Origin of the sequence: Streptomyces sp. NBC_00005 (assembly GCF_045160215.1) — a bacterium.
In the GTDB taxonomy this organism is placed as follows: domain Bacteria; phylum Actinomycetota; class Actinomycetes; order Streptomycetales; family Streptomycetaceae; genus Streptomyces.
The window spans coordinates 940,025-963,444 of the sequence record NZ_CP108316.1 but is presented as its reverse complement, the minus strand read 5'-3'; the positions used below and the strand labels follow the sequence as shown (position 1 = coordinate 963,444).

Below are 23,420 nucleotides of genomic sequence, written 5' to 3'. Positions count from 1 at the left end.
CAGAGGGTGACAGATAGGACCCTTGTCCGTGTGCCGGCGGCACAGGCAGCGGGACTTCAGTGCTGGTTCCCGGGCGCCGCACGGCGGGTGGCGAGGAGCAGGGCGATGTCGTCGGGGCGGTCTGCCAAGTGCCGGGCCGCCGCGGTGAGGCGGTCGGCGACCCCGGACAGCGGGCGGCTGCCCGGCCGGGCGGCAGGCGCGCCGACCCTCGCCAGGGCCACCCGCAGGGCCGTGATGCCCTCGTCGATGTCGACGCCGGGCCGTTCGACGAGGCCGTCCGTGTACAGCGCGAGGACGGCGCCCGGCTCGATCCGTAGCTCCGAGACCGGGTAGTGGGCGTGCGGATCCACCCCGAGCACCACGCCGCCGGGCAGGTCCAGCACCTCGGTGTGGCCGTCCGGGTGGCGCAGCAGTGGCGGCGGGTGCCCGGCACGGGCCGCCCGGGCCAGGCCCGAGGCCGGATCCAGCCGGACGTAGCAGCAGCTCGCGAACTGGCCGGGATCGAGGTCGATCAGCAGATGGTTCGTACCGCTCATCACCTCGTCGGGCGGATGGTCGCCGAGCGCGAACGCCCGCACGGCGCTGCGCAGTTGGCCCATGGTGGCCGCCGCCTGCACGCCGTGCCCCTGTACGTCGCCGATGACCAGGGCCAGACCGTCCCCCGCCTCGACGACGTCGTACCAGTCGCCGCCCACCTCCATGCCCTGGGTGCCGGGCAGGTAGCGACCGGTGGTCTCCACCTGCGGGTGGGCCGACAGCCGGCGGGGGAGCAGGGCCTGCTGCAGCCCCCGCGCGAGCGCCGCCTCGCTCTCGTAGCGCTGTGCCTTCTCCATGGCGTGGGCGATCAGCCCGGCGAGCGCGGTGAGCACCGTGCGTTCCTCGGTGCTGAAGCTGCGGGAACGGTCGAAGCCCAGGATGCAGGAGCCGACCGGACGCCCGGAGGCGATGAGCGGCAGGAAGGCACGGGCTCCCTCGTCCGCGTCCAGCGCGATACCGGGGTAGGCCGCCGCCATCTGCTCCATCGAGTCGAAGAACAGCGGCCGGCCACTGGTCAGCGTCTCCACGCCGGGCAGCCGCGCGTCCAGGCCCACGCCCTCGAAGGGCGCGAGGAACCCCTTGGGGAAGCCGCTCTCCCAGGCCAGATACAGGTGGCGGTCCTGCAGCAGGTAGATGGCGAGGCGGCGGCCGCCGAACGCGGGCAGCAGTTCCTTCATGACCACGGCCGCCACCTGGCGTGCGGTGACCGCCTCCGTCAGCGCGATGGCGAGGACGATGGGGCGGTACAGCGGAGCCATCGACGGGCCACCGGGCGAGGAGGGCGTCGCGGGCTCCGGTTCCGGTGCGAGGTCCACGGTGCCTTCCGCCACACGGTTCGCCGGGCGGAACGTGCACGTCAGCACGTCCGGGCCCGGATAGACGCACACATCCAGCCAGGCGCTCTCGTACGATTTCTCGTCGCCCTCCCCGCTGTCCGTGCCGGGCCGCCCCACGTGGAAGCGCACCGGGTCCGGGGACAGCAGGGCGCTGCGCAGATGGTCCTCGAAGGCGGGCTGGCTCAGCCAGGGCACGCCCTCCCACAACGGACGGCTGAGCAGCTGCGCCCGCGTGCGGCGCAGCAGCTGTCCGGCGCGCGGGTTGGCGTAGAGGATCAGCCCCAGCCGGTCCAGACAGAGCACGCCCTCGGGCAGCAGGTCGGCCGCGGCGTCGGCCGCCGCGCCGGGACCGGGATCGACGACGAAACCCCGGACGGGATGCGCGCCGGACGGTGTGCCCGGAGGAGCGGGGGCGGCATACGGGCTCCACAGCTCCACCAGCCGCAGCGCGCCGTCCTCGGAGCGCACGTACAGCGGCAGGGGCGGCGGTCTGCCCGCGGCCGTCTCGCGCAGCGCGGCCAGGACCCGCTGCGTCTCGGCCGGAGCCACGGCGTCCGCGAGCGCGTCCACCGACGTGGCGAACTCGTCGGCCGGCACCCCCAGCAGAGCGGGCAGCCGCTCGTCCGCCGTCACGACGTCCGTCACCGGATCCCAGGCGAAGCCCCCGGCGCGCCCCGCGGGCGGGTGAGCGCCCGGCGGCCGTACACACATGGGTTCGGCGTCCCAGGCGACCGACGACCTGCCGCCGTCCTCCAGGCGCCGCAGGGCCGTGCCCAGGTCCTCCGCCAGCCGCACCATGCGGTCGCGGTGGTGGAGCAGTTCGGTCGCGTCCGCCGCGGACGGACGCAGCACGGTCAGCACACCGAAGGTCGTCGCCCCGCTCACGACCGGCACGTACAGCGACCCGAACGGGAACGGCAGCCCGGCCGCGAACTGCGGATAGCGGCGCATCGTCTCCGTGGCGTTCGGCAGGACCACCTGGACGCCGAGCCGATAGGCGTCGGCCACCGGGAACGGGCGGTCCACATGCATGCGCCACCAGGGTCTGAACAGTGGGCCCGGCAGCCCCGAGAGGACCGCCAGCCGCAGCAGCCCGGGCGTGCCGGAGCGCAGGTAGATGCCACCCGAGTGACCGCCGGCCGCGCGGATCGCCTCCGTCGAGGCGTCGATCAGCAGCGCAGCCAGCTGTCCGGGCGTCCGGTGTGCGTCCTGAGCGCTCCGAGTCATCGGCCTACCTCGTCCGTGCGCCGTCCAGCGGGCGACACAGACAAGAATGCGCCACTGCGGGCCCGCGGCGCACCTGGGTGGATGGAGACATCGGACAGACCGGGAATGTGACGTAAAGATCACCGTTCCGGTGCATCGGGTGTAGCTGTCATGGGCATGCATTCGGGCGTTTGCCCCCGCCCCCACGAGGAGTGATCGCGCGATGAGCGCCCCCACCACGGCACCCATCCCCACCCCCACAGCCCCCGGCGGACTGCCACTGATCGGGCACGGTCTCCGCCTCGCCCGCGACCCGCTGCCGTTCTTCACCTCGCTGCGCGACTACGGCAGTGTGGTGCGCATCCGCATCGGTCCCACGCCCGCCTACGTGGTCACGGACCCCGCACTGACCCGACGTGTCCTGGTGACCGACGCCGCCCACTTCACCAAGGGCGGCAGGTACTACGACGCGCTGCGGGTCTTCCTCGGTGACGGAGTCGCGACCGTCGCCGACGAGGACACTCATCTGCGCAACCGCCGTCTGATGCAGCCCATGTTCGGCAAGGCGCATATCGCCGAGCGCGGCAATGCCATGATCGATCAGGTGCGGACGATGGTCGGAGCCTGGCCCGAGGCCGAGTCGCGCGACGTGTTTGCCGACATGAACGAGATCACCCTCGCTACGTTCCTCGTCGCCGTGTTCGGCGCGGACCTGCCCGCACACCTGGAGGGCGAGTTCACCGCCCTCATGCCAGAAATCATGAAAGGAACGATTCGGCAGGTCATTCTTCCGCCCTGGATCACGCGGCTGCCGCTGCCCGCCAACCGCGCCCACGCCGACCGTGTCGCCCGCCTGCGCGCCCTCATCGACCAGGCCATCGACCATCACATCGACGTCACCGCAAGCGGATCCGCTTCGGCGGGCAGTGCGTCCGGCGCCGAGGCGTGCCCGCATGCGTCCGAGGCGCGCCGGCAGCAGAAGGGCCTGTTCGAGACCCTGCTCGGTGTGGAAGACCAACTCGGCCGCCGGCAACTCCAGGACGAGGCGATCACCCTCCTGGCCGGCGCGATCGAGACCACCGGCACCACACTCGCCTGGACGCTGTACGAGATCGCCGGCAATCCCGCCGTCGAACGACGTCTTCGCGAGGAACTGGCCTCGGTGTGCGAGGACCGGCCGCTGCGCTACGACGACCTCGACCAACTCCCGTACACCCGACGGGTTCTGCAGGAGGCCATCAGGAAATACGGGGTGTCCTGGATGGTGACGCGGACCGCCGCCCGCGACATCGTCCTCGGCGGACACCTCATACCCGAGGGCGCCGACGTCGTGTGGAGTCCCTATCTGCACCAGCACGACTCCTCCTATTTCCCCGACCCGGACACCTTCGACCCCGACCGCTGGGAAGAGGACCGTGTGGCGGCGACCCGCGGTTCGTTCCTCGCCTTCGGCGACGGCCGCCGCAAGTGCATCGGCGAGAACTTCGCGTGGGTCGAGCTCGAAATCATCCTCGCGACCGTCCTGCAGACCTGGCCCCGGTTCGAGATGACCTCCCGGCCGCCGCGCGCCCAGGCCGTCGTCACCGTCAAACCGGACAAGCTGGCCATGGAGTTCCACCGGACCACCGCCGGCTGAGCCGCACCGGCCAGGCGGCACCCAGCTGCCGGGCCCGAGCAGAGCGAGAGGCGCCTCGCCTGCAACACCGTCCGCGCATGGGCGGGTTGAGGCCCTCATTCATGTAACGGCCATCCGTTTCCCAACGCGGGGCAACGCCCGCGCAACGCCCCACCCTCCTCGGTCATGGCTTGGCCAACCCCTTCCCGCACGTTGGCCACATGTTCACCACCCACCCCCTGAAAGCCCTGTAGCGCCGGGCGGAGAGTGATCGGCGGTCCGTGTTTCCTCGCGGGCCGGCCGTCACTCCAGAGAGCTTTCTGCTCTCAAGAAGGGGCAATCATGGCCGAGTTGACACGCCGTAGACTCCTGGGTTCGGCCGCGGGTGCGCTGGGCGGCGCCGCGGCCCTCTCCCTCCTCCCGCCGAGCGTCCAGAAGGCCGTCGCGGCCGAGCCGCCGAAGAACGGCTCGCTGCGCGACATCGAGCACGTCGTCATGCTGATGCAGGAGAACCGGTCGTTCGACCACTACTTCGGCACCCTCTCGGGTGTCCGCGGCTTCGGTGACCAGCACGCGCTCAGGCTCGACAACGGGCGATCGGTCTTCTACCAGCCGGACGCCGTGAACCCGAAGGGCTATCTGCTGCCCTTCCACCTCGACACCCACAAGTCGAGCGCCCAGGCGATCCCCTCCACCAGCCACGCCTGGTCCGTGCAGCACCAGGCCTGGAACGGCGGAAAGATGGACCAGTGGCTGCCGGCCCACCGTGCGGCTGACGGCGCCAACGGGCCGTACGTCATGGGCTACTACACGCGCGAGGACATACCGTTCCAGTTCGCGCTCGCCGAGACCTTCACCATCTGCGACAACTACTTCTGCTCGGTGTTCGGCCCCACCTGGCCCAACCGCCTGATGTGGATGACCGGTTCGATCGATCCGGGCGGCACGCAGGGCGGCCCGATCATCAGCAACGTGGCGCCGACGCCGTACCGCTGGACGACGTACGCAGAACGCCTCCAGGCGGCCGGTATCAGCTGGAAGGTGTACCAGGAGGAGGACGACTACGGCACCAACATGCTGGAGCAGTTCGCGTCCTTCAAGAACGCCCAGCCCGGTTCCGACCTGTACGAGCGCGGCGTACGCCCGCAGCCCCACGGCACCTTCGAGGACGACGCCCGCAACGACCGTCTCCCGACGGTGTCGTGGATCTGCCCCACGAGCTACCAGTCGGAGCACCCGGACTACCTCCCGGCCGCGGGTGCCGACTACGTGGCGTCGAAGATCGAGGCGATCGCCTCGAACCCGAAGGTGTGGCGCAAGACCGCCTTCATCCTCAACTACGACGAGAACGACGGCCTGTTCGACCACGTGGCGCCGCCGACCGCGCCCGCGGGCACGAAGGACGAGTACATCCAGGGTCTGCCGATCGGCGGTGGCTTCCGCGTGCCCGCCATCATCATCTCGCCCTGGACCGTGGGCGGTTGGGTGGCTTCGGAGGCCTTCGACCACACTTCCGCGCTGCAGTTCCTGGAGCGGTTCACCGGGGTCGAGGAGCCGAACGTCAGCGACTGGCGACGCGAGACCTTCGGCGACTTCACGACGGCCTTCCGCTTCCGTGACGCCCGCCCGCGCTCGCCCCGGCTGCCCGACGACACGGCGGAGCAGCTGGAGAAGGCGAAGGAGGAGGTGGCGACCCTGCCGAAGCCGACGCTTCCCGGGGCCGACCAGTCCTTCCCGCACCAGGAGAGGGGCCGCCGCCCGCACGTGTGACACACGCTGCGAGAGCCCGGCCGGATCCTCCCGGGCTCCCGCACGGCCTTGAGGGAGCGCTCCCAAACGGTCAGGATGCTGCGATGACCTCGATCCCCGCCATCCGCCCCTACCGCTTGGACGACAGCGAAGCGCTCGACGACATCTGCATCCGCACCGCGCACAACGGCCAGGACAGCCGGCCCGTCTACGCGGATCCCGGAATCTTCCCGGCGATCTTCGCGGCTCCCTACGTCCACCTCGAACCGGAGCTGGCCTTCGTCCTGGACGACGGCCAGGGCAGGGCGGTCGGCTACATCCTCGGCGCCGCGGACACCCCCCGCTTCGTCGAGGCCTTCCGTACGAAGTGGCTGCCCCTCGTCGCGGACCGCTACCCGGAGCCCGCCGGGCCGCCGGGCACCCCGGACGAGGAGATGATCCCGTTGCTGCACCACCCCGAGCGGATGATCGTCCCCGAGGTCGCCGCGTACCCGGCCCACCTGCACATCGACCTGCTCCCCGCATGGCAGGGCCGCGGCCATGGCCGTGCGCTGATGCGGACCTTCCTGCGGGCCCTGCACGACCAGGGCGTCGCCGCCGTACACCTCTCGATGGTCACGGCCAACACCCCGGCCAGAGCCTTCTACGACCGCCTGGGCTTCCACGGGATCGAGGCGCCGGACCCCGGTCCCGTCACCTATCTCGGGCGCACGACAGGGGAGTTGGAGACCCTGTGACGGCCGGGCGCGTGAACTCCGGCCACCCCGGCCTCATATCCAGGTGTCCAGCCACATCCGCGCGTGCCAGTCGGCGTACGGGATGGTCTGGCCCGTGTACAGCGGGAAGAAGTAGATGAAGTTCCACGCGATGAGCAGCACCAGCACACCCGCGCTCACCGTGCCGATCAGCCGCCGCCGCTCGCTCGCCCCGGACGGCCCCAGCAGGGCGCCCACCATCATGGCCACGGCCAGGCACAGGTACGGCACGAACGCGACGGCGTAGAAGGAGAAGATCGTGCGGTCCTGGTAGTTGAACCAGGGGAGGTATCCGGCGGCCACCGCGCACAGGACGGCGCCCGCGCGCCAGTCGCGGCGCAGCGCCCACCGGAACAGGAGGTAGCCGAGCGCGAAGCAGGCCGCCCACCACAGCAGGGGCGTGCCCAGTCCCAGGATCTCCTGCGAGCAGTTGGCGGAGGTGTGACAGCCCTGCTGCCCGGACTTCGGCGACTGGTAGTAGAACGCCACGGGGCGCCCCTGGACCAGCCAGCTCCACGGGTTGGACATGTAGCGATGCGGCGAGTGGAGGTCGATGTTGAACTGGTAGACGGCGTGTTCGTAGTGCCACAGGCTGCGCAGGGGAGCGGGAATCCACGACCAGGTGCCGCCGCGGCCGTCCGCCCAGTGCCGGTCGTAGCCCTTGTCGGACGCGAACCATCCGGTCCAGGTCGCCAGGTACGTGAGCACTGCGACGGGGACCAGGGAGAGTACCGACCAGCCGAGGTCCTTGCGCAGCACGGCCTGGTACGGGCGGTATGCCCCGGCCACGCGGCGGGCGCCGACGTCCCACAGGAGGGTCAGGGCCGTGAAGAAGACGAGGAAATAGAGGCCGTTCCACTTGCTCGCGGCGGCCAGCCCCAGCAGGACGCCGGCCGCGAGCCGCCACGGACGCAGGCCCGTGCCGACGTGTTCGCCGGTGTGCTCGTCGGGTCGTGCGAAGCCGCTTTCGTCGACGGGCAGGGCGGCTGCCAGCCGGGCCCGCGCCCTGTCCCGGTCGATGAGCAGGCAGCCGAACGCCGCCAGCGCGAAGAACATGACCACGAGGTCGAGCAGGGCGTTACGGCTCATCACGAAGTGGAGGCCGTCCACCGCCAGCAGCGCGCCGGCGAGGCAGCCGAGCAGCGTCGAACGGAACAGACGGCGCCCTATTCGGCACAGCATGAGCACCGACAGGGTGCCGAGCGCCGCCGTCATGAACCGCCAGCCGAACGGGTCCAGGCCGAACATCTGCTCCCCGAGGGCGATCACCCACTTGCCCATCGGCGGATGCGCGACGAAGCTGCCGGTGTCGGAGAGCGGGATCACCTGGGGATGCGCCAGGATCTGCGGGTCGGCGATCTTGCGGTCCGGCCAGGTGCCCTCGTAGCCGAACTTGAGCATCGACCAGGCGTCCTTGGCGTAGTACGTCTCGTCGAAGACGAGGTCCCGCGGCCGGTCGAGCCGCCAGAACCGGATCGCGCCCGCGAGCGCGGCGACGAGAACCGGTCCCAGCCAGCCCATGGATCTGGCCAGGCGCTGGGCGAGTCGAGGACCGAGGCCCATCAGCTCCCAGATCCGCGTACCCGGTGCGGGGAAGGGCGGTACGAGGCGGGCTCGGGTGTCGGTCAGGGGGCCGGCCGTGTACCCGAACCGGCGCAGCCGTTGTGCCCAGGGCGCGGGCTGGGGCTTCGCGGTCGTTCGGACGTCCTCGTCGACGTCGGCCCATGTGGGGGTGTCACTCGTCACCGGTTCATCGTAGGGAACGCACGTACGGCTCGTGTGCGGCGCCCGGAGTGTGCGGCGCGACCCCGATCACAGGGGTCGCGCCGCAGCAGGCGGACTATTCGGGCAGAGTGTCGGCGTCCGTGGCCCACTGGGTGTTCGGCTGCTGCGCGAGCCGGAAGTCGAGCCTGCCGCCGGAGAGCGTCAGACCCGGCCCGGTCCACGACTGTCGCAGGGCCCGCCCGTCGAGGCGTACGGCGTCGACGTACATGTGCGTGTCGTCCGCGTCCGGCGCGGTGATCACGATGTCCCCGCGGCCGGGTCGGTCGATCACCGCGGTCGGGAAGACCGGGGCCCCGAGCAGCAGCTTGGCGGTGCCCGGTGTCTGCGGGTAGAGGCCGAGCGCGGAGAAGACGTACCAGGCGGACATGGTGCCCAGGTCGTCGTTGCCGGGCAGGCCCGAGGGGCCGGTGCCGTACACGGTGTCGACGATCTGCCGCACGGTCGCCTGGGTCTTCCAGGGCTGTCCCAGCGCGTTGTAGAGCCAAGGGGCGTGGATGCCGGGCTCGTTGGTCGGGTCGTAGCGCAGCGGGTCGCCGCCCCGCACCGACCAGGAGCCGTCCGCCTTGTGGAAGAAGCCGTCGAGGCGGGTGGCCGCCGCCTCACGGCCGCCCATCGCGTCGGCGAGGCCCTGGACGTCCTGCGGGATCATCCAGGTGTACGTCGCGCTGGTGCCCTGGGCGAAGCCGAGGTCGCTGCCCGGGCTGAACGGGGTCACCCACGACCCGTCGAGCTTGCGGGCCTGGATGTATCCGGTGCCGGGGTTGAAGACGTTGCGCCAGTAGGCGCCCCGCTCGGCGAACGTCGTGGCCTCCGTGTCCCGGCCCAGCAGTTTCGCCCACTGGGCCAGGGCGGAGTCGGCGACGGCGTCCTCCAGGGTCTCGGCGGCCCCGCCCCAGCAGTGGCACACGTCCTGGGCGGCGTAGTGGGAGCTCAAGTACTCGGCCAGGTTGGGCCGTTGGCCGACGCACTGGCCGGGGCAGCCGGCGTCGGACAGGCCGGCGGGGTCCGGGACGGTGGCCTGGTGGACCAGGGAGTCGAAGGCGTCCTTGTAGTCGAAGTTGCGGACGCCCATGGCGTAGAAGGTGGCCAGCGTCGCCGCCGACGGGTCGCCGGTCATGACGTGGGTGGCTCCGCTGATGTGCACCCAGCGGTCCCACACTCCGCCGTTCTCCCGCGCGAAGTTGTACAGGGACTGGGCGAAGTCGCCCGCGACGGTGGGCTTGAGGAGCGCGAGCAGTTGGATCTGGGCCCGGTACTGGTCCCAGCCGGAGAAGTTGCTGTACTGCGCGCGCTGTCCGCGGGCCAGGCGGTGGACGGCCTGGTCCATGCCCCAGTAGCGGCCGTCGGTGTCGCTGATCAGGTTGGGCTGCATGAGGGCGTGGTACAGCGCCGTGTAGAAGGTCTGGCGGCGTGCGGTGCTGCCGCCCCGCACGCGTACGACGTCCAACTCACGGTCCCAGGCCCGTGCTCCCGCCTCGGCGACCTGCCCGACGCTCGCGTGCGCAGGGATCTCCTCGCGAAGATTTGTCTCGGCGCCCTTCTGGCTGACGTAGGAGATGCCGATCCGCATGTGGACATCGTTGTCAGAGCTGGTGTCGAAGCCGACCCAGCCGCCGGAGCCGCGCCCGGCCCGGTCCGCGCCCGTCGCGTAGCCCTCGCCGCCGGAGGCGGACGTCGAACCGGGGGAGACGGTGCCGTCCTTCCAGGTGCCGGCCGAGGAGAAGGCGCGGTCGAAGGACGCGCTGAAGTACAGCTTGTAGTAGCTCTTGCGGTTGTTGACACCGCCGTTGGCGCGGCGGCCGCAGAAGGCGCCGGTGAGCACCCAGCCGGTCACCTTGCGGTGCGCGGCGTCGATGTCGACGTGTGCGTCCTCGCTGCCGTTGAGGGAGTTGGAGACGCGGAAGAGCAGGTTGGCCGGGCGGTCGCTCGGGAACGTGAAGTCGCCGACGCCCGCCCGCTTGCTGACGGCGAGGTCGGCCTTGGCGCCGGAGGCGAGTCCGAGGGTGTAGCGGCCCGGCGTCGCCTTCTCGTCGGCGTGCGAGAAGTTCGCCGCGTAGGCCGCGTCCTTGGTGTCCGCGGACGGCGACGACGTCACGTCGCCGACGAACGGCATGATCGGTACGTCACCTGCCGCGCCGGGGTTGCAGCCGGCGCCGTTGACATGGGTCAGACTCAGGCCGCGGATGCGGGTGGCACCGTACTCGTAGCCGTTGGCCGCTCCCGTGCTCGTCTGGTCGCCGGTCGTGCTGGTGGGCGACCAGGCGATCATCCCGTACGGGAGAGTGGCGCCCGGATAGGTGTTGCCGCCGTTCGAGGAGCCGATCAGGGGGTCGACGAGCGAGGACAGGCGCTCGCCGGAGGCATCGGCCCCCGCGGACGGGAAGGGAACGCTCAGGGCCACGGCCGTGGTGAGGAGGACAGCCGCGGATCGTGCACCGAAACGTCTTGCTGCGCGCAGCCGTTGGAGGCGCATGCGTGAGGTCGCCTTTCGATGACGGGACGAGGGCACGGAAGGCTTCCGGGCCGCGCGTAAGGCTAGGAGACCGTCAGGTGAAAGGGGAGAGTCGGTCGGGTCGTTGTGGTGAAGGCGGGGTTGACGGTGTGGCGCGGTGCAGGGCCCCGACCGCACCCGCGCGGCGGTCGGGGCCCTTCGCGCACCGGCTCAGGAGTGCGCGGTCAGGTGGGCACTGCGGTGCACGGTCCGTTGGACGCTCGCCGCGCCTCCCAGCCACTTCAGTCCGTCGAGCAGGAAGCGGTTCTGCGTCTGGCTCGCGAACGTCGACGACAGGGTGGTGTTGGTGGCGTAGTCCATCGCGTTGTGGCCGAAGTTCGCGTACAGCATCCTGTACTTGGTGTTCGTCCACCCTTCTTTACGGGCAGGGTGCCTGGTCCTTCAGGGCCGGGGTGAATGCCCGATCCCGCATAGCGGGGCAGGGGAAGTCGAATCGCCGTCAGGGCGATTCGGCGTCTCGGGAGGGGACGGCGCTGAGACTGGCCTCAAACAGGTGTGGCTACTCGGAGTTGAGGGACCGGTGGCCGGTGGCCGGGCGAGGGGAGCGGCCGAGAGCGATCACTCGGACGGGTGATGTTGATCGATGATGTGCGCGGGCGGGGAACGCGTGGGCTAGGTTCGCGGCATGGCACGTTTCCGGATGTACCCGACGCCCGCGCAGGCAGAGCAGATGCTCACGCACTGCGCGCACGCCCGGTACATCTGGAACCTCGCCGTCGAGCAGCACTCACACTGGCGCAGGTGGCGCAACTCCGCGCCGGGGTTCGCGGAGCAGTGCCGCCACCTCACCGAGGCCCGGCGCGCGAATGAGTGGCTGGGCGCCGGGAACGCGGACGTGCAGCAGCAGGCGCTCAAGGACTTCGCCAAGGCCAAGAACGCCCGCTTCACCTCCGGGTTCGGCGAGCCGACCTGGCGCAAGAAGTTCCGGCACGAGGGCTTCCGCGTCATCGGCACCGGCCGTGTACCCGAGGACAACGAGGACGGTTCGCCGAAGCTGAATGCCAAGGGCAAGCAGGTCATGGGCCGGTCTGTGGCTGTGCAGAAGCTCAACCGGCGGTGGGCGCAGGTCAAGGTGCCCGGCTGCGGCTGGGTGCGGTTCCGCCTCAGCATCAGGGGCAGGGGCGCCAAGCTGCCCGACGCCAAGACGTTCCGGGTCGCCTTCCGAGGCGGCCAGTGGCACATTGCCTTCGCCGTCATCCCGGGGCCGATAGCCGCGCCCCCCACGGGCGAGGTCATCGGCATCGACCGGGGCGTGACGATCACCGCGGCCCTGTCGGACGGCCGCACGCTGAACTGCCCGCAGCTCACCGTCAAGGAGCGGGCGCAGATCCGCAAGCACGAGCGGCGCGCAGCACGGGCGAAGAAGAACAGCCCGCACAAGGCAGCCGAGTACGCGAAGGCCGCGAGACTCAAGGCCAGGGAGGCGAACCGGCGCAAGGACTGGTGCGAGAAGACCAGCACCACACTCGCCCGCAGTTACGGCATGATCCGGTTCGAGAAGCTGAACATCAAGAACATGACCCGCTCGGCGAGGGGAACTGTCGAGCAGCCCGGCAAGAACGTGGCCCAGAAGGCGGGGCTGAACCGGGCCATCCTCGCCCAAGGCTGGGGCCTGCTGCGCCGGCGCACCGAGCACAAGGCCCCTGGCCGGGTCGAAGACGTTCCCGCCCCCTACACCTCCCTGCGGTGCAGTGCCTGCGGATGGATCGAGAAGAACTCACGCAAGAGCCAAGCTGAGTTCGAGTGCGTATCCTGCGGCTTCACCTGCAACGCGGACACCAACGCAAGCATCAACGTCGCGGCAGGACAGGGCGGGATTCCCCGCCCCCGGTGTACCGCCGGTGCCGGAGGGGTGACAACGGCCACCGGCCGTTCGAGCGCCCGTGAACCTCAACCCAACTGGGTTGGAATCCCCCTGTTTTAAGAGGGGGAGGATGTCAAAGGATCGGGTAATAGCCGCTGTACCAGGTCTGGTCGGGGTCGGTGCCGAGCGGGAAGCTGCTCGGGTCGACCGAGGCGAGGATCTTGATGTCGGGGTTTTTCCGCAGATCGTTCGACCAGCTGTACCACTCGCTGACGGACGAGGTGAAGGTCGCCGGCAGGTTCTTCGTCGACGCGTGGGTGCGGTCCTCGACCCGCAGGACCGCGGTCGTCGGCCCCCAGGTGTTGGACTTGAAGTTGCCGCTGCCGAGGAACTGGTTGTGGTACCAGGACCAGCTGTTGGCGTCGGTGGTGAAGGCGGAGACATGGAAGCCCATCCAGGCCCCGCCACCCCGCATATAGCTCTCGAATCCGGTGCGTTGGGCTGCGGTCTGCGGCAAGTCGTCGAGGAACAGGACGACTTGGTAGCCCTTCACCCCGCCGTTCGCGAGCAGGTCCCAGTTGTTGCTCGCCGTGTAGGTGAAGCCGTTCTGGGCGGCCTGCTTCGGGAACCAGTCGTTGGCCTCGTGGACGAAGCTGATGTGCGCGGCGTCCCAGGTGCCGTTGTAGAGGGCGAGCACCTTGAACGGCTGGGCGGCCGCCTCGGCCCTTGGAACGGACAGCCCCGTCAGCAGGATCGCCAGCAGCACGAGGATGCGTACGGCGCCGGCTCTGATGGCATGCATCGTATGAACTCCTCTCTGGATCAGGGGTAGTTGACGAGGTTGGCCACGTTGGTGGACGAGTTGGACGGTCCGCCGCGGTCGTTGACGACGTGGCGGATGGTGCCCGTGCCGCCGAGGGAGACGGTCACCATGTCGGTGAAGCGGACGTTCGGATTGTTCGGGGCCTCGATGGCGTGCTCGGCCGTCACGCTCGGGTTGGCGTTGAAGTAGCAGTAGCTGCCGAAGCCGTAGACCTGGTGACTGGTGACGGAGTTCGCCACCTTGTAGGCCGCGTAGCCCTGGGTGGAGCCGTTCATCCAGGCCGCCTGGTTGGGCGGGTCGTAGGGCATCTCGTTCTGGTAGAAGTACGTGCGGCCGCCGTTGCCGTTCCAGATCGTCTGGTGCTTCTGGTAGTGCTCGACGAACAGGCCGTACATGGTGACGTCGTCACCGTTGACCACGAGCCCGGTGTCCGCGGTGTTGCTGGTCCAGCCGACGCCGTTGCCGTGGTCGGCGCGCCAGATCCACAGGTGGTCGCCGATGACGTCGTCGCTGTTCGCGGTCAGGCTGGTGGTGGCCTTGCCGACGCCCGCGCCGCCGACCCGGAAGAACACGTCGTGCAGGGAGCTGGGGTCGGCGCTGTGGTCGGCGGACGATCCGCTCGGGCCCATCTCCAGCAGCTGCGCGGAGTTGGTGGTGCCCGCGTCGATGAGCAGCCCGGCGAGCTGGACGCCGTTCACGTCGGCGACCGTCATGGCGGTGACGCCGTTGTCCGGTATGAGGGTGGCCAGCCCCAGACCCAGCACCACAGTGTCGGGCTTGGTGACCTTCAGGGTCTGGTCGAGGTGGTAGACGCCCGGCGTGACCAGCAGGTGCTTGCCCGCCGCCAGTGCGTCGTTCATCTGGGCGGCCGTCGCGCCCGGCTTGACGATGAAGAAGTCGGACAGCGGCAGCGAAGTGCCCGCGGGCGTGCCCGAACTCCAGCTGGTGCCCGTGGAGTTGGTGCGTGCGGAGGGCACGAACACCTTCCAGGCACCGGCGGAGTCGACGTACAGGAACGGCTTCTCCCGGGTGACCGGACTCTGCGCCACCGTCGTGTACGGCGGGTTGGGGAAGCTGGTGGCGGGCACGCCCTGGCTGCCGACGAAGACCATGTTCCAGTTGGAGCCCGTCCAGCTGCCGAGCTGGGAGTTGCGGGTGAGCCACTGTTGCTGCGAGCCCGAGCGGACCTGCCCGTCGACCAACGTGTCGGCCATGTAGCCGCCGCTGGACCAACCGCCGTCGTCCAGCTGGAGGTTGCCGCGCAGATGGATACGCCGGTACGGCGCCGCCTGCGACACCGCCCAGCGGTCCGTGCCGGACGTCGGGGTGACCGAGAGGTTCTCCGCCGAACGCCAGAAGTTCTGGGTGGCGTTGCCCTGGAACCAGTCCGCCTCCGCATGCACCGCGCCCCGGATGTTCACGTCGTCGGGGGAGAGGCCGAGCCCGGCGACCTGCGTGTAGAAGCCGACGTTGGCGTCGGCGTCGTAGGTGCCCGGCTTGAAGAGGAACGCCTTGCGCGCGGTGCCGAACTGGTTGGTCTCCTGCTGTGCGAAGGCGGCGTTCAGGCTGCTCTGGACGGTGGCGGCCGGGGTCGAGGGGTCGAAGACGGTGACGTTCGGGCCCAAGTCCGGGGTGCCGGGCGGTTGTTGGGCCTCGACGGGGTTGATGTAGAAGGACTGCGCGGCGCTGCCGTTGCAGGCGTACTGCTGGAGCTGGACGCTGTCCGCGGTGGAGGCGGACGGCACGTCGAGGCACTTGCCGCTGTTGCGGTTGACGAAGTGGTAGGCGCCGTCCGCCTCGGCGACGGCCTGCCACTGCTGGTTGAGGCCGCCGCTGTACGTCCACAGCTGCACTGGTGCGCTGTCCGCGGTGGAGATGCCGGTGACGTCCCAGGCCTTGGTCGTGTCGTTGCGGTTGCCGACCTGGACGCGGCCGTCGGAGGTGTCCTGGAAACGCCACTGCTGGGCCTGGCTGGAGTTGCACGCGTACTGCTGCACGACGGTCCCGTCGGCGGCGCCGGCACCGCGGGCGTCGACGCATTTGCCGCTGCCTTTGTTGACGACGGTGGCCCAACTGGTGGGCAGGGCCGCGGCCTGGGCACCCTGCGCGGTGTGCGGCAGTACGACGGCGAGGCCGGAACCGGTCGCGGCGAGCGCGAACGCGGTCAACAGCACCCGTATACGGCTGCCGGGTCTTGTCTTCGATCCGGGCACGGCTGTCTCCCATGCTGGTGGGGCATGCGGGTGGGGGGTGGGAAGTGCCTACGGCTGCGGGGGAGTTCAGCCGGTGTACTGGGCGAAGACGCGTGTGTAGTCCCAGGCCTGCTGGCCGACACCGGAGCAGCTGTCGGCGACCCCGCTGGTGCAGGGCCGGTCGCGGTTGGCGGACCAGAAGGTGAGCCGGGCCAGGTGGTGCTGCTGGGCGTAGCCGAGGATGGTGCGGAAGTCGGCGACGGTGACCTTCTCGTTCTGGTCCGTGATCCCGTTCATGGAGGAGATGCCCATGGTCCGGTAGGCCTGGTCGTCGCCGTAGCCGTAGGCGCTCTTGAGCGCGGACTTCAGGCCCTCGGCGGCCTTCAGGGTGAGCGTCCCCATGTTCTTTCCGGCCCCGCCGAAGTCGAACGGCATGATGGCCCAGGCGTCCACGGACAGCCCGGACGAGGCCGCGCGCTTGATCAGGCTGGTGTCGGGGCCGCTCTGATCCGTGCCGATGGTGATGTACAGCTTCAGGCCGGGGTTCTTGGCCTTCACGGTCTTCAGGGCGTCCACCGTGCGCTGCTGCACGGTCGGGTTGCTGTAGGCGTCGGCCTCGAGGTCGATGTCGATCGCCTTGAGCCCGTAGGCGTTGATGACCTTCTGGTACGCGCCCGCCAGTTCACCGGCGTTGGAGCAGGAACTCTCCAGCTTGTTGCCGCTGTACCCGCCGAAGGAGGGGATGACGTCACCGCCGTTGCCGCGCACGGTGGTGACGGTCCGCTGGTCGACACCGCCGGTGAGCGGCCGGCTGCCGTCCCACTGCGGATTGCAGTGCCCGTTGCTGAGGACGAAGGCGAGGGTGAACCATTTGACGCCGGTGGCGTTGCTGATCGTGGTGGGGCTGGGCGGGCTGCCCCAGCCGTTGTAGAGGTACGGCGCGACCGTCATCGGCGCGGCGGCGGGGGCGGCGCCGGCGGGAGCGGCGGTGAGGGCTCCGGCCGAGAGACCGAGCAGGGCTATGGCGAGGCTGCCGCGCAACACGGCGGCACGGGTGGGGGGTTGTGTGTTCATGGGGGGTGGTCACAGCCTTTCGGCGGCAGTGGACGGTGGGGGGTGCACGGCACAAGGGTGTTCAGATGGGTGAACCTTGGGCGTACCTGTGAAGCTGTGTGACCGGGAACCTAAAGGTCTGAACCAGACACGTCAAGAGATGAAGCAGGTATCAGTCGCTGCGAGTTGGGGCGTGCACGACTTGAATCCGGACAGGTTCTGGTGTGACACGTGTCGGCATCGCCCGTTCAAGAAATGGCGACGGCGGGACTCCGCCGTCGAAGTCCCGCCATCGCCGTGGCGCGTCACTGTGCCCCGTCACTGTGTGTCGGTCAGGCGCACGCCACCCGGGTCTCGGACGTGTACACCGGACCTGCGCTCGTGTTCGTGCTCTCGCTCGTCTGGTAGCTGAACAGGGCGTCGTTCGTCTTGCTGTTGGTGCGGACAGCGAGTCCGTCCGCCCCTGAGCCGCTATGCGGTGTGAAGGGTCCGCTTCGCCAGCTCGAAGGCGGGCAGCATCGCTCGGTGCTCTTCGGTGTCCAGCCCTTCGAGGTGCAGAACGACCGGTCCGCTCGCGGTGGTTACGGCGAGGGCGTGCTCCTGCTTGGTCTCGTCCAGGATCTTGCTCGTGTACTGGTACGCCACCTCGGCGCCGTCGAGGTCGCCCGCCTTGACGTTGCGGTACTGCGCTTTGCTCGTACCGTCCTCGGCCGCCACGAAGGCCTCCAGTACGGTGCGCGCGTCGTCGTCGCCCGGTTCGCCGGTCCAGACGCGGAGGAAGCCGATGTTGCCCGCGGGCTTGGCGTCGACCTCGCACGCGGCGGTGACCGGGCCCTGGTGCAGGAGGGCGTCGGCGACCTCTTCGCCAAGCTCGTCCTCGGGGTCGGCGGTTCCGCTGCCCGAGGCCTTGTCCTTGGCCGCCCCGGCGTCGACGGCCTCCGCCGTCCAGTCCTTCGCGATGTCGAAGGTGACGGGAAGCTCGCACGCGGAACCCGACGCCCCGATCGTCCCGCCCCGCTCGGCGACCTCCGTGCCCTTGCCGGACGAGTCCGCCGTCGCCGACGCGCTCGACCCGGCCCCCTCGTCCGACGCCTGCGTGCAGCCCGTCAACACCCCGGCCAGCAAAGCCACTTGGGCCAGCCTCAGCCTTGCGTTCCCCGCCCCGACCAGCATGTGCGCTGTCTCCTCTCGATCAGGCGGGACACATTATCCGAGGGCCGGGAGAGGGCCGAGTGGCAGGATGAGCGGGTGCCTTCGCTGACCTTCGACGACTTCTGTCGCGAGATCGTCTCCCAGACCGACCTCCTCAGAGGCGGGACCAGAGGGGCGGACACAGGCGTCCCGGTGTCCACCTGCCCGGGCTGGGACCTCGGCCGGCTGCTGCGGCATGTAGGCGGAGACCACCGATGGGCGGAGGAGGTCGTACGGACGAGGGCCGTCGAACCGGTGCCCGCCGATCCCGTCGACGACCCGGCCGTGTACGCCCACGTGGACGGCGGCGCACTGGCCGACTGGCTCGGCGAAGGTGCCGCGGAACTCGGCGCCGCCCTGCGCGAGGCCGGGCCCGACGTGCGAGTGTGGACACCGGCCCACGAGCGGTCCACGGCGCTGTTCTGGGCCCGGAGGATGACCCACGAGACCGTCGTCCACCGGGCCGACGCGGCGCTGGCGACCGGCACGGAGTTCTCGCTCGACGACGCTCTCGCGGTCGACGCGGTGGAGGAATGGCTGGAGTTCTCGACGGTCCCCGAGGCGTACGAGTCCGGGCCCGGAGCACCGGGCCTGCTCGGCCCCGGTCGTACGCTGCTCTTCCAAGCGCCGGGCAGCGGCGCATGGTTCGTCGACCTCACCGGCGCCCGGCCGACCTGGAGTCCGGGCACTGCCGAGGCCGCCACGACCGTGCGGGGACCGGTGACGGACCTGCTCCTGTTCCTCTACCGGCGACCGGCTCCCGCCGTCGAGACCGACGGCGACGCGACACTTCTCGACCTCTGGTTGACCCGCACCGGATTCTGGTTGGAGGCGTAGCCCCGAACGGCACCCGTTGACGGACGATCATGGGATGCCCACAGGGTGAGGTGCACGAACGTCGGGTGCCCAGCGCCGAGGCCGCTGCCGGCGCCCAGACCGCCAGCACGACACAAGTACGACGTGCACATGCCAGAAGTGAGCCTGCGGCGATGCTCATGTGGGGCCTCCGTTCGACGAAGGAATCGACTCCGTATCCCTGACGGAGCCGCGCCAGGCGCCAGGGGAGCGCTCCCGGCGCCAGTCAACTGCCGCCCCGGGAAGTGGCGTTGACTTCACGGGCACCGCTGCTCGTGCTCAGTGGCCGACGACTCCGGCCTTGCGGCCGCGCACCGCCCAGGCGCGCGCCCGCAGCGCGATCGAGCCGTCCGGGCGAGCCGGTACCCGCTCGCGCAGTGCTTCCCGCAACCGTTCCCGGGCGGCCGGGGTGAGCGAGGCCACGTAACCGGGCGCGGGGCCCTGCCCCGCCAGGAATGGGTCCCACAGGTCGGCGAAGTCGGCGAAGAGCGTCGGGACCTCGATGGGGGCGACCTCCACCTCGGTCAGCCCGGCCTCGCCCCACAGTCGCCGTAGCGAGGGGGGCCGACACAGCAGGAACCGGCGGCCCTCGTCCAGCGCCGCCGCCGAGGTCGGGTCAACGGTCGCCACGGCGCCCCAGAAGTGCCGTAGAAATCCCATGCCTTCGGCGTAATCCCACACATATGCGGCGACCAGCCCGCCGGGCGGCACCACGCGCGCGGCTTCGGCGACCGCGGCACCGGGCTCGGGGAGGAAGTTCAGAACCAGCGCGCTGACGGCCGCGTCCACCATGTCGTCGCGCACCGGCAGGGCCTGTGCGTCGGCCCTCGCGAAGCGGGCCGGAGCGGACGCGCCTGCCTGCGCCACGGCCATGAACCCGGTGGATCGCTCCACGCCGAGCAGCGTCCGGGGCCGGCAGCGGGCGGCCACGCTCGCGGTCAACGCGCCCGAACCGCAGCCGATGTCCAGCCAGCGAGCGCCCGGCCCGCATGCCAGCCAGGTCAGGAACTCGTCGGCGACCAGTCGGCTCCACCGCCCCATGTACCGCTCGTAGGCGTTCCCGGCGGTCCACACGTCGAAGTCCTGCTCGGCCACGTTCCCACTGTGCCGTGTTGCCCGAGTTTGTGCCACGTCTGGGCACCTGGAGACATGCGCTTACTGAGAGGTTCGTATGAATCTGTGGGGCGGTTGAACACACCAGAGCCACCGTCCGTATGTGGCGAGGGATTTGTATGCCCGACCGCCGACCGCCGTGATCCGTAGGAGAATTCTCGTGGGACGCAACACGCGCAGACGCCCAACAGGCCCACGCCGCGCAACCTTTGCGGCCATCGCGCTGATGCTGGGTGGAGGCGGGCTGGTGGCGGCCAACGTCTACGCCTCTGCGACGGAAGGCGATTCGGGCACGGACGGGGCGCAGACGCGCAGTGCCATGGCCGGCACGATCGACTGCCCTGACGTCGGCAGCAAGTTGACCGAGGTGCCGGACCAGGCGCGCGGGGACGTCGACAAGGAACTCGCCTCACTGGACCAGCAGATAGCGGAGGCCTACCAGCGGCTGCAGGCGGCGACGCCCGAGCAACGCCAGGACAGCGGCTACACCGACGACGCGGTCATGAAGCCGTTGAAGGAGAAGCGGTCCGAGTCGCTCGGCCGCATCGGCGACTCCATCGAGCAGGCCGGCGAGCGTCCCGAGGGACTCGACTCCATGGCGGACTGCTCGCTGCGCACCTGGAACGACCAGAACGGCGGGCAGGGCGCGGGCGACGACTCCCAGAACGGCCAGCAGGGGCAGGGAGACGACCAACAGAACGGCGACGACCAACAGAACGGCGACGACCAGCAGAACGGTGGCGGTCAGCAGGCCGGCAACGGAGGTCAGGCAGGCAACGGCCCCGTCGCCGGGGACTACCAGGACATCAAGACGGTCCAGCCCAACACCGCGGCCCCGAACCTCAAGTCCTTCGACTCGAGCGGCACTTTCACCACCAGCTGCGGAGTGAACGCCAACGGCCTGTTCAACTCCGACAACGTGATCGTGGCTCCGGGTGTCACCAACGGCGCCCACCACTTCCACGACTACATCGGCAACCAGTCCAACAACGCCTTCGCCAGCGACGACGACCTGGCCAAGGCCGACACGAGCTGTGAGAACAAGGGCGACAAGTCCACGTACTACTGGCCGGTGCTGCGCCTGCAGAACGGCTCCCAGGAGCAGGACGCCAACAAGCCCGGCGGCGGCATCGAGGGCAACGCCGGTGAGATCGTCCAGGCCAAGCAGGTCACGCTGACGTTCATCGGCAACCAGCAGAGCAAGGTCACGGAGATGCCCCGCCTGCTGCGCATCATCACCGGCGACGCGAAGGCCTTCGTCAACGGCCCGGCCAACGCCAACGCCTCCTGGAGCTGCACCGGGTTCGAGGACCGGCAGCTGAAGGACAAGTACCCGCTGTGCCCGCAGGGCAGTGACGTGGTCCGCACGTTCAAGTTCCAGAGCTGCTGGGACGGCCGCAACATCGACAGCGCCAACCACCGCACCCATGTGGCGTTCGCCGACGCCTCCGGCGCCTGCCCGAACGGTTTCGAGGCCATTCCGCAGCTGGTGCAGCGCATCGTCTACGACGTCGACGCGCCGAGTCTTCAGGACGGCGGCCGTACGACCCCGTTGTTCGCGGTGGACTCCTTCCCCGAGCAGCTGCACAAGCCGGTCACCGACCACGGCGACTTCATCAACGTCTTCGACGAGGGCCTCATGAAGGAGGTCGTGTCCTGCATCAACGGCGGCCGTGAGTGCGGCGCGGGCACCGACGAGGACCCGGGCTCGGACGGTGGAGCGACCCAGCAGCCGACCGAGAAGCCGACCGACAACCCGACCGACCAGCCCACCCAGGAGCCGACCACGCAGCCGACCGAGGACCCCACGACGCCGCCGGCCGGTGACGACAACGGCAACTCGGGCGACGGATCGGGCAAGGGGAACTCCGGCGGCGGATCCGACGACCAGACGGCGCAGCCCACGACCGCCGCGCCGGAGACCAGCCGGCCGGCGGACGACGCGCCCACGATGTCCAGCACGACGGAACCCAGGGTCTACGCCACGTCCAAGGCCTCCAAGAGCGCAGCGGCGGCCGCGGAACAGGGTGGCTCCGGGAAGGACGACACCAACGCGGGCGACGACTCCGCCCAGTCCCAGGGCACGGGCGGGAACGACTCCGCCGCGAGCCAGACGGAGCCGCAGGCGGTCCAGGGCGGCCTCGCGGAGACCGGCACGACCTTGTGGCCGGCCGCGGCCGGCACCGTCCTGCTGATCGCGGGCCTGTTCCTGCTCACCCGCACGCGGCGCCGTTACGTGCGCTGAAACCCCAGGGCGCTCGGACCCACCTCCCGGTCCGGGCGCCCGCCCACGTTCGGTGATCGAGGCGGGCCCCGCCTACTCTCGGGAACGCGCGCGAAGGGAGGGTGCTGTGCCGATGGATCCGTTGCTGGTCGGAGCCCGTGAGTTGTGGCAGGGCCTGGCCCGGGTGCCGGTGTCGTTCGCGGCGGCGGGCGGTGTGACCGTGGTGGTCTCGCCGGAATCCGGACTGTGTCCGGTCGGCTGGGTCGGCGTGGTGGCGCTGGGCGGATCGGCGCTCGTGACCGTGCCGAGTGAGAGCGTCGCCGTGACCGTGCGCGACGCACTGGCGAGGCTGCCGGCGGAGGCCGTCGTGGACGACGCTCTGGTCCGGGAGGTGCTGCCCGTGACTGGGATCCTCGGCCCGGCGGCGCTGTCATACGTGTCTCCGGAGGTTTTCCGCCCGGTGGAAGCCGGTGCCTGGACGGTCGAGCGGCTGCCCGCCTCGCACCCCGAGCTGCGCAGTCTCGAAGAGGCGGCCGGTCACGAGGACGCCGCCGAGGCCGCTCTGAGCGAGATCACGTCCCCCGCCTGGGTGGTGCGCGAGCGTGGGCAGGTCGTCGCCGCGGCCGGATACCGGGTCTGGCCGGGCCGGACCGCCCACGTCTGCGTACTGACCGCACCGGAAGCACGAGGGCGAGGGCTGGCCCGGGTGACGGGCTCGGCGACGGTCGCACACGCCCTCGCCGCCGGGTTGCTGCCGCAATGGCGCGCGCGGCCGCAGGCCTCCCGGCGTGTGGCGGCCGCACTGGGTTTCGCCGAGCTGGGCTGCCAGCTCAGCATCGAACTCGCCCCGGCGTCGGACTCGCCCGGGACGAGCGCTACGGCTCGGACTGCCTGACCGTCCGGCCGACGTCGGCCTCGACCTCGGTGCGAGGCTTCCCCGACTCCCTCGCGTACTCGGAGACCGAGGTCCGGGCCTCACGGGCCAGGTCGCGCCAGGCGCGCAGGGCGGTCTCGTACGTGTCGGTCTGCTGTCCGGTCCAGCCGCCCTGCCGGGTCGGTGGGCCGTACGAGTGCCGCAGCTCCTCGACCTGGCTGTGCGCCTGGTCGGCCGCGCGCTGCTTCTCCACCAGCTCGTCGAAGGTATGTGTCACGCAAACGGAGCATATTAGG

14 protein-coding genes and 3 pseudogenes are annotated in these 23,420 nt (G+C 70.2%); 7 read left to right on the top strand and 10 right to left on the bottom strand.

Annotation, left to right across the window (positions count from 1 at the left end):
* Window positions 1–56 precede the first annotated feature (56 nt).
* Window positions 57–2,600 (bottom strand): SpoIIE family protein phosphatase, encoded by a 2,544-nt coding sequence (locus tag OG303_RS04835; protein WP_405865067.1) that lies wholly within the window; start codon window positions 2,598–2,600, stop codon window positions 57–59.
* Between the two features lie 202 nt (window positions 2,601–2,802).
* Here OG303_RS04835 and OG303_RS04830 point away from each other — a divergent pair, with 202 nt between their 5' ends.
* From OG303_RS04830 to OG303_RS04820, 3 genes are all read left to right on the top strand, one after another.
* Window positions 2,803–4,215, top strand: coding sequence for a cytochrome P450 (locus OG303_RS04830; RefSeq protein WP_405865065.1), 1,413 nt, complete (start codon window positions 2,803–2,805; stop codon window positions 4,213–4,215).
* A 321-nt stretch (window positions 4,216–4,536) separates the two neighbouring features.
* Entirely contained in the window at window positions 4,537–5,964 is a 1,428-nt protein-coding gene (locus tag OG303_RS04825; RefSeq protein ID WP_405865063.1) for an alkaline phosphatase family protein, read from the top strand.
* A gap of 83 nt (window positions 5,965–6,047) precedes the next feature.
* Window positions 6,048–6,680, top strand: coding sequence for a GNAT family N-acetyltransferase (locus OG303_RS04820; protein WP_405865061.1), 633 nt, complete (start codon window positions 6,048–6,050; stop codon window positions 6,678–6,680).
* A gap of 33 nt (window positions 6,681–6,713) precedes the next feature.
* Here the strand turns inward: OG303_RS04820 and OG303_RS04815 are convergent, their stop codons facing one another.
* The 3 genes and pseudogenes from OG303_RS04815 to OG303_RS04805 form a co-directional block, all read right to left on the bottom strand.
* The gene (locus OG303_RS04815; RefSeq protein ID WP_405865059.1) at window positions 6,714–8,444 is read right to left on the bottom strand and encodes a dolichyl-phosphate-mannose--protein mannosyltransferase; all 1,731 of its coding nucleotides are present in this window, start codon (window positions 8,442–8,444) and stop codon (window positions 6,714–6,716) included.
* Window positions 8,445–8,538: 94 nt separating this feature from the next.
* Complete coding sequence (locus OG303_RS04810) at window positions 8,539–10,956, bottom strand: GH92 family glycosyl hydrolase (protein ID WP_405865057.1); 2,418 nt, start codon at window positions 10,954–10,956, stop codon at window positions 8,539–8,541.
* Between the two features lie 189 nt (window positions 10,957–11,145).
* Window positions 11,146–11,346 (bottom strand): annotated as a pseudogene (locus OG303_RS04805) (hypothetical protein); the annotation flags it as partial.
* Between the two features lie 274 nt (window positions 11,347–11,620).
* Between OG303_RS04805 and OG303_RS04800 the strand changes: the two are divergent.
* Entirely contained in the window at window positions 11,621–12,919 is a 1,299-nt protein-coding gene (locus tag OG303_RS04800) for an RNA-guided endonuclease InsQ/TnpB family protein (RefSeq protein WP_405865055.1), read from the top strand.
* A gap of 16 nt (window positions 12,920–12,935) precedes the next feature.
* Here OG303_RS04800 and OG303_RS04795 read toward each other — a convergent pair.
* The 4 genes and pseudogenes from OG303_RS04795 to OG303_RS04780 all read right to left on the bottom strand — a co-directional run.
* Window positions 12,936–13,601: pseudogene (locus OG303_RS04795) on the bottom strand (ThuA domain-containing protein); the annotation flags it as partial.
* Between the two features lie 20 nt (window positions 13,602–13,621).
* On the bottom strand, window positions 13,622–15,835 hold the full coding sequence (locus tag OG303_RS04790) for an RICIN domain-containing protein (RefSeq protein ID WP_405865053.1): 2,214 nt from the start codon (window positions 15,833–15,835) through the stop codon (window positions 13,622–13,624).
* Window positions 15,836–15,901: 66 nt separating this feature from the next.
* Window positions 15,902–16,780 (bottom strand): annotated as a pseudogene (locus OG303_RS04785) (chitinase); the annotation flags it as partial.
* 558 nt (window positions 16,781–17,338) lie between these two features.
* A complete protein-coding gene (locus OG303_RS04780; protein ID WP_405865051.1) occupies window positions 17,339–18,040 on the bottom strand; it encodes a lipoprotein in 702 nt (233 codons plus the stop codon).
* A gap of 75 nt (window positions 18,041–18,115) precedes the next feature.
* Here OG303_RS04780 and OG303_RS04775 point away from each other — a divergent pair, with 75 nt between their 5' ends.
* Window positions 18,116–18,895, top strand: a complete 780-nt coding sequence (locus OG303_RS04775; RefSeq protein WP_405865049.1) for a maleylpyruvate isomerase family mycothiol-dependent enzyme — start codon at window positions 18,116–18,118, stop codon at window positions 18,893–18,895.
* A 297-nt stretch (window positions 18,896–19,192) separates the two neighbouring features.
* Here OG303_RS04775 and OG303_RS04770 read toward each other — a convergent pair whose 3' ends face one another.
* On the bottom strand, window positions 19,193–20,008 hold the full coding sequence (locus OG303_RS04770) for a class I SAM-dependent methyltransferase (RefSeq protein ID WP_405865047.1): 816 nt from the start codon (window positions 20,006–20,008) through the stop codon (window positions 19,193–19,195).
* 178 nt (window positions 20,009–20,186) lie between these two features.
* On the opposite strand from OG303_RS04770, the gene OG303_RS04765 reads away from it, so the two are divergent.
* Window positions 20,187–22,271: a DUF1996 domain-containing protein gene (locus OG303_RS04765; protein WP_405865045.1), complete on the top strand. Its 2,085-nt coding sequence runs from the start codon at window positions 20,187–20,189 to the stop codon at window positions 22,269–22,271.
* Window positions 22,272–22,383: 112 nt separating this feature from the next.
* Window positions 22,384–23,145 carry a GNAT family N-acetyltransferase gene (locus tag OG303_RS04760; RefSeq protein ID WP_405865043.1) on the top strand — a complete coding sequence of 254 codons (762 nt, stop codon included), beginning with the start codon at window positions 22,384–22,386 and terminating at the stop codon, window positions 23,143–23,145.
* Here the strand turns inward: OG303_RS04760 and OG303_RS04755 are convergent.
* Entirely contained in the window at window positions 23,126–23,401 is a 276-nt protein-coding gene (locus OG303_RS04755) for a hypothetical protein (RefSeq protein ID WP_405865041.1), read from the bottom strand. The two genes, OG303_RS04760 and OG303_RS04755, sit on opposite strands and share 20 nt — an antisense overlap.
* Window positions 23,402–23,420: the final 19 nt, after the last annotated feature.

Bases quoted from the DNA above. Each gene is read 5' to 3' on its own strand.
- OG303_RS04780 (WP_405865051.1), bottom strand. From the start codon at position 18,040: ATGCTGGTCGGGGCGGGGAACGCAAGGCTGAGGCTGGCCCAAGTGGCT.
- OG303_RS04830 (WP_405865065.1), top strand. From the start codon at position 2,803: ATGAGCGCCCCCACCACGGCACCCATCCCCACCCCCACAGCCCCCGGC.
- OG303_RS04810 (WP_405865057.1), bottom strand. From the start codon at position 10,956: ATGCGCCTCCAACGGCTGCGCGCAGCAAGACGTTTCGGTGCACGATCC.
- OG303_RS04825 (WP_405865063.1), top strand. From the start codon at position 4,537: ATGGCCGAGTTGACACGCCGTAGACTCCTGGGTTCGGCCGCGGGTGCG.
- OG303_RS04820 (WP_405865061.1), top strand. From the start codon at position 6,048: ATGACCTCGATCCCCGCCATCCGCCCCTACCGCTTGGACGACAGCGAA.
- OG303_RS04760 (WP_405865043.1), top strand. From the start codon at position 22,384: ATGGATCCGTTGCTGGTCGGAGCCCGTGAGTTGTGGCAGGGCCTGGCC.
- OG303_RS04800 (WP_405865055.1), top strand. From the start codon at position 11,621: ATGGCACGTTTCCGGATGTACCCGACGCCCGCGCAGGCAGAGCAGATG.
- OG303_RS04835 (WP_405865067.1), bottom strand. From the start codon at position 2,600: ATGACTCGGAGCGCTCAGGACGCACACCGGACGCCCGGACAGCTGGCT.